8 protein-coding genes are annotated in these 7,887 nt (G+C 62.6%); 1 reads left to right on the top strand and 7 read right to left on the bottom strand.

Annotation, left to right across the window (positions count from 1 at the left end):
- Window positions 1-253: 253 nt before the first annotated feature.
- The 7 genes from JK202_RS15910 to JK202_RS15880 form a co-directional block, all read right to left on the bottom strand.
- On the bottom strand, window positions 254-859 hold the full coding sequence (locus JK202_RS15910; protein WP_211562451.1) for a response regulator transcription factor: 606 nt from the start codon (window positions 857-859) through the stop codon (window positions 254-256).
- Window positions 856-1,980: a sensor histidine kinase gene (locus JK202_RS15905; RefSeq protein WP_211562449.1), complete on the bottom strand. Its 1,125-nt coding sequence runs from the start codon at window positions 1,978-1,980 to the stop codon at window positions 856-858. The genes JK202_RS15910 and JK202_RS15905 overlap by 4 nt, the downstream gene beginning before the upstream one ends.
- Entirely contained in the window at window positions 1,980-2,531 is a 552-nt protein-coding gene (locus JK202_RS15900; protein WP_211562446.1) for a hypothetical protein, read from the bottom strand. Before JK202_RS15900 ends, JK202_RS15905 begins: the two co-directional genes overlap by 1 nt.
- A gap of 119 nt (window positions 2,532-2,650) precedes the next feature.
- Complete coding sequence (gene tyrS, locus JK202_RS15895; protein ID WP_211562444.1) at window positions 2,651-3,901, bottom strand: tyrosine--tRNA ligase; 1,251 nt, start codon at window positions 3,899-3,901, stop codon at window positions 2,651-2,653.
- A 116-nt stretch (window positions 3,902-4,017) separates the two neighbouring features.
- Window positions 4,018-5,424 carry an ABC transporter permease gene (locus tag JK202_RS15890; RefSeq protein ID WP_211562442.1) on the bottom strand — a complete coding sequence of 469 codons (1,407 nt, stop codon included), beginning with the start codon at window positions 5,422-5,424 and terminating at the stop codon, window positions 4,018-4,020.
- Entirely contained in the window at window positions 5,421-6,347 is a 927-nt protein-coding gene (locus JK202_RS15885; RefSeq protein WP_211562440.1) for an ABC transporter ATP-binding protein, read from the bottom strand. The genes JK202_RS15890 and JK202_RS15885 overlap by 4 nt, the downstream gene beginning before the upstream one ends.
- 118 nt (window positions 6,348-6,465) lie before the next feature.
- Window positions 6,466-7,131 carry an alpha/beta hydrolase gene (locus JK202_RS15880; RefSeq protein ID WP_211562438.1) on the bottom strand — a complete coding sequence of 222 codons (666 nt, stop codon included), beginning with the start codon at window positions 7,129-7,131 and terminating at the stop codon, window positions 6,466-6,468.
- Window positions 7,132-7,267: 136 nt separating this feature from the next.
- On the opposite strand from JK202_RS15880, the gene JK202_RS15875 reads away from it, so the two are divergent.
- On the top strand, window positions 7,268-7,887 hold a 620-nt coding region (locus JK202_RS15875; RefSeq protein ID WP_249200187.1), incomplete at its 3' end, for a cysteine desulfurase family protein.

Genomic DNA, 7,887 nt, shown 5'->3' with positions numbered 1-7,887 from the left:
GGGGGGCATCGATCGGGTCTTCCGCTGTTTTCTGGTTGGTGGTTCCTGCATCCTTTTTCCCCGAGATCATCTGCATCACGATCCCCAGAATGACCAGGGCTCCAAGCGCAAGGATGATGAACTTCGCGAAAGCAAAGACGAGCCCGAGAAGCTGCATGTAAACGTCTTCCGCCAGCAATGACAGGCTATCCTATCATGATCGGGCAGCGTTGCGGGAGCGACTTCGTTCTCCGGACTGTCCTTCCCGTCCCTCTTAGAGCCAGCCATTCGCCCGGGCGATGCGTCCGGCTTCGATCCGGTTTCGGGCATCCAGTTTCTGCACGATTTCCGAGAAATAATTGCGGACCGTGCCTGAGGACAGGGACAGTTCCTCGGCGATTTCGCGGTTGGTGCGTCCGGCTTCGGCGAGGCGGAGCATGGCGCGTTCGCGTTCGGAGAGCGGGTCGGGCAGGGCGTCCCACACAGCTTCGGCCAGATCGGGCGCGATGGCGCGTCCGCCTGCCGCCACCTTGCGGATGGCGGCGGCGAGCTGTGTGATAGGGGCGTCCTTGAGCATATAGCCGCGTACGCCGGCCTGAAGTGCGCGGCGCAGATAGCCGGAGCGTCCGAAGGTCGTCACGATCATCACACGGCTGGGCAGGCCTTCCTGAAGGATTTTTTCCGCAAGTTCGATGCCCGTGACATGCGGCATTTCGATGTCGGTCAGGACGACATCGGGGCGGTGTTCGCGGATCAGGTCGAGCGCCTCGCGTCCGTCGGTCGCACGGCCGACGATCTGGATGTCGTCTTCGAGTTGCAGCAGGGCCTCGAAGGCATCAAGGAGCATGGTCTGGTCTTCGGCGAGGATGAGGCGGATCATGGGAGTATCGTTGCAGTCAGCTTGAAGCCCTGGGGGTGGGGGGAGACGGTGAGTGTGCCACCCGAAGCGGCGAGCCGTGCCCGCATGCCACGCAGGCCGTTGCCTTCGATGAGGCTAGGGGCGGATTGCGCGGCCTGAAGGGGGCCGTCGTCTTCGAGGGTGAAGGTGTGGATATGCCCTTCCGCGTTATGCTGGAAGGTGAGGGTACAGGTTCGGGCGTCGGAGTGGCGGATGACATTCGTGACGGCTTCGCGCAGGGCCAGGGCGAGGACGCTGTTCTGTGGCTGATCGGTGGAGGGGCCGGGACCGTTCAGGGCGAGCGTGATTCCTGCTGTGTTCAGGGCCTTGCGGGCGCGGTCCAGTTCGCGCTGGAGCGAGGCGCCGTTCATGCCGGAGACGGCGTCACGGACTTCGCGCAAGGAGGTGCGAGCGATCTGGCTGATTTCGGTGACTTCCTGTCGGGCGCGGGACGTGTCGGCCGTGAACAGGCGATCGGCCAGTTCGGCTTTCACGGAAATGACCGTGAGGGAATGGCCGAGCAGATCATGCAGGTCACGCGCGATGCGTTCGCGCTCGGCGGTCGTGGCGAGAGTGCGGATTTCGTTCTGGGCTTCGCGCAGTTCGAAATTGCGGATGCCGAGCTGCCACTGCACCAGTGTGCCCATATAGGTGATGATGCTGAAAAAGGCGCCGGGGATGACTTCCAGCGTGGTCTTGTGGCGGAAATGCCCCGAAATGATCAGGACGACCTGAAGCAGGATGACCATCGTGATGGACTGCCGCTTTCCGGGCAGGCGGGCGCACATTCCGGCGGCGAAAATGCAGTAGACTTCCCAGTCCCCATGCGTCCAGGCGCAGGCATAGCCGATCAGATCGGTGAGGATGATCTCGCCGTAGCCGTAATACCGGTCTTTGCGGTAGGGCGCGAAATAGACCAGCAGGAAGACCAGCATGGCGGCCGTGGAGAACAGGACGCCAGCGAGCGTGGGGCGGTGATAACCCAGCAGCCACGGGACGGGATAGAACAGCAGGTAGCTCAGATAGGCCACCAGATACTGGTTGAAATGGGGCCACGGCGTCTTGCGGTCCGCCAGATGGCGGGAGAGGGAATCTGCGGCCATCAGGCGAGGGTGGTTGAGGACGTGTCCGGGGTCAAGAATGTTCCCGAACGCCACAGACGGAGCGCGCTGCCGGCCCAAATGGCGGCAGCCGTGCCGAAGCCCGCGACCTCAAGATGCTGCGGTTCTGGCAGGAGCAGGGAGATGCCGGAAATCAGAACGATGGCCCCGCCCATAAAGAGATGGACCGGTTCTTTCAGGGCATGGCCCAGCGGAATGTAGGACAGGCCGATGATGGCGCCGAGCAGCGGATAAAACAGGTCCACCGGGTGATGGGCATGGGTCCATGAGGCGGCGACGAAAATCCCGATGAAGCGCAGGATTTTGATGCGACGCGCCAGCTTCGGATCGAGGGTGGTTTCCGGGCGTCGCAGAATGAGGTCGCGGCGGATGAAGCCGAGGGCGAGCAGGACTGTCGGGAGGGCGATGAGGGTGACAGTCAGTGGAATGGACAACCGGCCTGCCTGAGCGCCGCGCGTGGCCCAGACGGCTGCGAAGATCAGTCCTGCGCAGTCGGTTAGCAGACCACGCCAGTTCTTCTGTTCCGTCATCATCCGCGCTCCGCTTCCGTTGGGGCAGCCCGCGATGAGGATGCCCGTTCCGGCGCAGAAAAACAGGGTGCAGTGTCAGATGTCGCAGATGACATCGGTCATGGCTGGGGTCATGACGGGGCTCAGACCGGACGGAGCAAGATGTGCTTCTTTTTGCCGGATGAGACCTTCAGAACGCCCTCGCGCAGATCGTCGAGCGTGAAGGTCTGGTTCTCGTCGGAGACAACCACGTCATTGACGCGACCGCCGCCGCCACGGATCAGGCGCCGTGCTTCACCGCCGCTTGTGGCCAGTCCGGCTTCCTGAAAGACACGGAAAGCGGGCAGGCCTTCGGCGATCAGGTTGGCAGGCAGGTCGATTTCGGGCAGGGCGGCCTGAGTGGAGCCCTGCTCGAAGACGCGGCGTGCCGTCTCGGCGGCTTCTTCGGCCGCCGCCCGACCGTGACAGATGGCGGTCGCTTCAGTGGCGAGGATCTTTTTGGCCTCGTTGATTTCCGAGCCTTCGAGAGCGCCCAGACGCTCACATTCCTCAACCGGAAGGTCCGTGAAGAGCTTGAGGAACCGACCGACATCGGCGTCTTCGGTGTTGCGCCAGAACTGCCAGTATTCGAATGCCGGCAGACGCTCTGCCCGGACCCACGTGGCCCCGTTGGCGGACTTGCCCATTTTCGCACCCGAGGAGGTGGTCACGAGGGGGGTCGTCAGGCCGAAAACCTGCTTGGAATCGGTGCGGCGCGTGAGGTCGATGCCCGCTACGATGTTGCCCCACTGGTCCGAGCCGCCCATCTGCAGGACAGCACCATGACGGCGGTTCAGTTCGCGGAAATCATAGGACTGAAGGATGGAGTAGTTGAACTCCAGAAAGGTCAGACCCTGCTCACGATCCAGACGCTGCTTCACGCTGTCGAAAGAGAGCATGCGGCTGATGGAGAAATGGGCGCCCACATCCTGTAGCAGGTTGATGTAGGAGAGCTGGTCCAGCCAGTCGGCATTATTGGCGAGGATGGCACCGCTGGAAGGGTCTTCATCGCTGAAGGTCATGAACTGGCGCAGGGATTTTTCGATCCCGGCGATGTTGTGCGCGATCGTCTCGTTCGTGATGAGGGAGCGGGCCTCGTCGCGGAACGACGGGTCGCCGATCTTGGCCGTGCCGCCGCCCATCAGCGCGATCGGGCGATGGCCGTGTTTCTGGAGTAGGCGCAGCGCCATGATGGAGAGCGCATTGCCGACATGCAGGGAGTCCGCTGTCGGATCGAAACCCACATAGGCGGTGATCGGTCCGGCCAGCATGGCCTCGTCGAGGGCGTCGAGGTCGGTGCACTGGAAGATCAGGCCGCGGGCCTGGGCTTCGAGAAGGAACGGACTCTTTGTCATGGGTCGGTCTTGCTACGCTACTGCTGAAAAGAAGGGACACAAACCCTAGCATGACCGGGACCGGAGCGGAAACTCCGGAGCCCGGCGAGGCATCGGGCAGGGCGCTTATTCGACGCTTACTCGGTCTCGTAAGGCCAGTCGGAGCGGGCCATGCGGGATGGGACAACGAAGAAGCAGAGCGCCCCAAGGGCTGCGAGGGCCAGGGCGATTGGTCCGAAGATGCGGGTTCCCAGAATGAACGGGTTGCAGATCTGGAGCAGGAAGGCCGGGGCGATGCTGGCCGCAACGATAATGCCCTGCGGAGGCTGCTTCATGACGAGGAACGGCAGCGGGCAGCAGAATGTCACCCCGAGCATTGCAACCAGCAGTTCCACGCCGTCCAGCAGGGCATGGGTGGGGGTAAGCGGTTTGAAGAGCGTGACCGGCAGCATGAGGCTCAGGGTCCGGAGCGGGGCCGTCATGAAAATCCGGCTGGCCTTGGCGGCGAACACCGCGCGCACGAAACTGAGCCGGCTGCCGAAACGTCCCGTCGTCAGGAGCAGCGGCCAGTGTTTGCGGTTGCTGATCCAGCCGTCCTGAAGGGCGATCAGGATCGTCATGCCGGGCGTCAGATGGGCGATCCGGGTGCCGAAAGAGCCGTGTCCGAGCGGCAGGCTGCCCATGAACAGGATGATGCTGGCAGGCATGATCAGGCTGATCAGCAGGTCGTTGCGCTGACTGGTCGGAGAGGCCGGGGAGAGGAGCATCTGCCGGAGCTGATAGAAGCTGAGATCCTGTGGTGCGACGGGCGGTGCGCTGTCTGGCATCGCAAATTCCGGGGCGGATGCCGTGACGCCATCCGTGGGCGCCAGCATGGCCGGGGAGTGCAGACGGTTGGGCAGCGTCATGATGGCCGCTGTCAGCAGGCCCATCATGGCGAGATCGGCGGGGATGGTCAGGACGGCCGGACGTGTGAGCGCCCAGAGCGGAAAATCGGTCGTCAAGGTCAGGAGCATCAGGCCGAGCAGCAGGCTGACGCCAATGACTGCCATGATGCCTTTGATTCTGCGGGATGTCTGCTGCGGCGGGGCGTACCACTGGACGACAGCCGGAACCGTGTTGAGAAGTGTGTAGAACAGCGTGTCATGCAGCGGCAGTCCGCTCCAGCCCAGCAGGCCTGCGAGGGCGATGATGGCTACAATGGACGTCAGGGCTGCCGCGCGGGCCTCGGCGTGAAGCAGGCCCGGGATGGCTGGGGCCTGGGACGCGCCGATCTGGTTGCCGGAATGGGTTTGCAGGCAGTTCTGTATAAAGGTCGCGGCGATGGCGGCGTTAAAGACGTTGGCGTGTTTGAGCGCTTTTTCCAGCCCCTGCGTCAGGAGCGCCGTGTGCAGATCATGGGCCGTCATGCCCGCAAGAACGATGAAGAACCCGGCCGTGTAGACCATCGGATTGCCGACGAGAAAAATGCGCGTGCCATACAGCCGCAGCGCGCGGAACATATCGCTGCGTTCCAGTGCGCCCGAGGGCAGGAAGCTCATCATGCCGCGCTGTCCGATCCTTCAGCAGAGGCCGGGGCCGTGCGGGGCGCCGTGATTTCCAGAAAGGCATCCTCGAAATCCGGCACGACTGTCAGGGTATTTTCGGGGAGGATGAGGTCTCCGGTCCAGCCATGGACCAGCAACGCATCAGGGCGCTGGCCGAGGATCTGGATATCGGCAGGCAGTGCTGCGAGAAGCTGATCGGGTGTGGGGTGTTCGAGCCAGCGTGTGGTAGCGCGGAACGTCTCGGTGGGGACATCCAGCACCACGCGGCCCTGCCGGACGAAGAGCAGCCGCGAGCACATGCGTTCGAGATCGGACAGGATATGCGAGGAGATCAGGATGCTAGCGCCGGTCCGCTGCGTATAGGCGTCGAGCAGGTTCATGAAGTCCCGCCGGGCGTGGGGGTCTAGACTAGCGACGGGTTCGTCCAGAACCAGGAATTCCGGGTTGTGACGCATGGCGAGCACGATGGCCAAGCGCTGTTTCTGTCCGCCGGACAGGGAGCGGACCTGCTTTTTCGGATCAAGGTCAGCCCAGGCGATCAGGGCCGGATCGACGGGAGGAAGTTCGCCGTAGAACGCGGCGATGTAGCTCATGAGCTGGCTGACGCGGAAGCTGCCGAAACCGGTCATGGTCTGGGGGACAAAGCCTGTCCGCGCCCGGATTTCACGCGGGAGGGCTGCGATGCTGTGACCGAAAATATCGATGCTTCCGCCATCCGCGAGCAGGAAGCCCATGAGGCATCCGATCAGGGTGGATTTACCCGCGCCGTTGCGTCCCAGAAGGGCCACGGTCTCGCCTTGTGCGATGGAGAAGGATACGTCATCCAGCGCTTTGAAACTGCCAAAGCTCTTGGTGAGGTGCGAGACCTCGACGGGGAGGGACAAAGGGGCGCCGGGGTGCAGAATGTTTCGGTCTTGCATGAAATATCCGGTTACATATTTGTCTGGACGGAGCAAGGAATTGTAGTGCCGGAAACAAAAACGGCTCTCCGGAAGGGAGAGCCATTTTTGAAGTCTCTGACGGGGCGAAGATCCCGGATCAGTCTGCGGCCAGAGCCAGCGCCTTGCGGCCACGCATCGTGTTCACGTGGTCTTCGAGGGCTTCGGCAACCCGGTCGGCCTGTTTGGCGAAGATGTGGTCGGCGTCTTCGAAAATGCGATAGTCGACGGTCACGTTCTTCTGGGTGTTCAGCTTGTCCACCAGCTTGCGGATGCCCGGCTCGGGAGCCATTTCATCCTTGCCACCGGCAATCATCAGGCCGCTGCACGGACAGGGTGCCAGAAAGCCGAAATCATAGTCATTGGCCGGAGGGGCCACGCTGATCCAGCCGCTGATTTCGGGGCGACGCATCAGAAGCTGCATGCCGACGAAGGCACCGAAGGAATAGCCCGAGATCCACAGTTCGGTGGAGTTCGGATTGACCATCTGCATCCAGTCGAGGGCAGCGGCTGCATCGGAAATTTCGCCGATACCGCCGTCATAACGGCCCTGGGAGCGGCCCACGCCACGCGAATTGTAGCGCATGACCGAGAAGCCCATCTTCTCGAAGCTGCGATACATCGTGTAGGTGATGCGGTTGTTCATAGTGCCGCCGTGGAGCGGATGGGGATGCAGCACCAGGGCAAGCGGAGCGTTGGGTTCGCTGGAGTGGTGGTAACGACCCTCAAGCCGGCCGTCTGGGCCGGCGAACATCACTTCAGGCATAATACTCTCGCGCTGTGTCAGGCAGGATTGGAACTCTGCCGTCCGGTGATGCTGTGTATATCGATTCGCAAAAGCCGATTTCCACCAAAATCGACATGCCATTGCGATTTCCACCCGTTTGCCCAATCTGGAAAACATGATGACTGCGCTGAAGACTGTCTCCGGGACGACCTATCTGGATGCCAACGCCACCGAGCCCCTGCGCCCCTGTGCAAAGGATGCGGCGCTTGCGGGGATGATGTTGTCCGGAAACCCGTCTTCGGTTCATGCGGAAGGCCGGGAGGCCCGCCGGGTGCTTGAAGACGCCAGAAGCCGAATGGCAGCGGGTTTCGGGCGGATTTCCGGGACTTGCGTGTTCACCTCCGGGGCGACGGAAGCCGATGCGATGGCGGTTCATGCTTTCGGTCAGGGACGCCGGATTTTCGTTGGGTCTACGGAACATGATGCCATTCTCAAGGCCGCGCCGGACGCTGAAATCCTGCCGGTGGACAGGGACGGAATTGTGAATGTGGAACACCTGCGCGCGCGGTTGCGGGAGAGCGGCCCGGCACTGGTCTGCGTGATGTCCGCCAATAACGAGACGGGGGTGCTTTCGCCGTTGGAGGATGTCTTGGCGGTGTGTCGCGACTCGGGTGCGCATCTGCATGTGGACGCTGTGCAGAGCGCAGGACGGGTGAAGTTCGTGCTGGGCGGATGCAGTGTTGCGGTGTCGGGGCACAAGATGGGTGGCCCCAAAGGGGCGGGGGCGCTCCTGAT

The sequence above is a fragment of the Gluconobacter sp. Dm-62 genome (assembly GCF_018256155.1).
Lineage (GTDB): Bacteria > Pseudomonadota > Alphaproteobacteria > Acetobacterales > Acetobacteraceae > Gluconobacter.
This window is presented reverse-complemented; position numbering and strand designations above follow the sequence as displayed.

Coding starts and splice junctions, on each gene's coding strand:
- JK202_RS15910 (WP_211562451.1), bottom strand. CDS start 859: ATGATCCGCCTCATCCTCGCCGAAGACCAGACCATGCTCCTTGATGCC.
- tyrS (WP_211562444.1), bottom strand. CDS start 3,901: ATGACAAAGAGTCCGTTCCTTCTCGAAGCCCAGGCCCGCGGCCTGATC.
- JK202_RS15890 (WP_211562442.1), bottom strand. CDS start 5,424: ATGATGAGCTTCCTGCCCTCGGGCGCACTGGAACGCAGCGATATGTTC.
- JK202_RS15880 (WP_211562438.1), bottom strand. CDS start 7,131: ATGCCTGAAGTGATGTTCGCCGGCCCAGACGGCCGGCTTGAGGGTCGT.
- JK202_RS15885 (WP_211562440.1), bottom strand. CDS start 6,347: ATGCAAGACCGAAACATTCTGCACCCCGGCGCCCCTTTGTCCCTCCCC.
- JK202_RS15905 (WP_211562449.1), bottom strand. CDS start 1,980: ATGGCCGCAGATTCCCTCTCCCGCCATCTGGCGGACCGCAAGACGCCG.
- JK202_RS15900 (WP_211562446.1), bottom strand. CDS start 2,531: ATGATGACGGAACAGAAGAACTGGCGTGGTCTGCTAACCGACTGCGCA.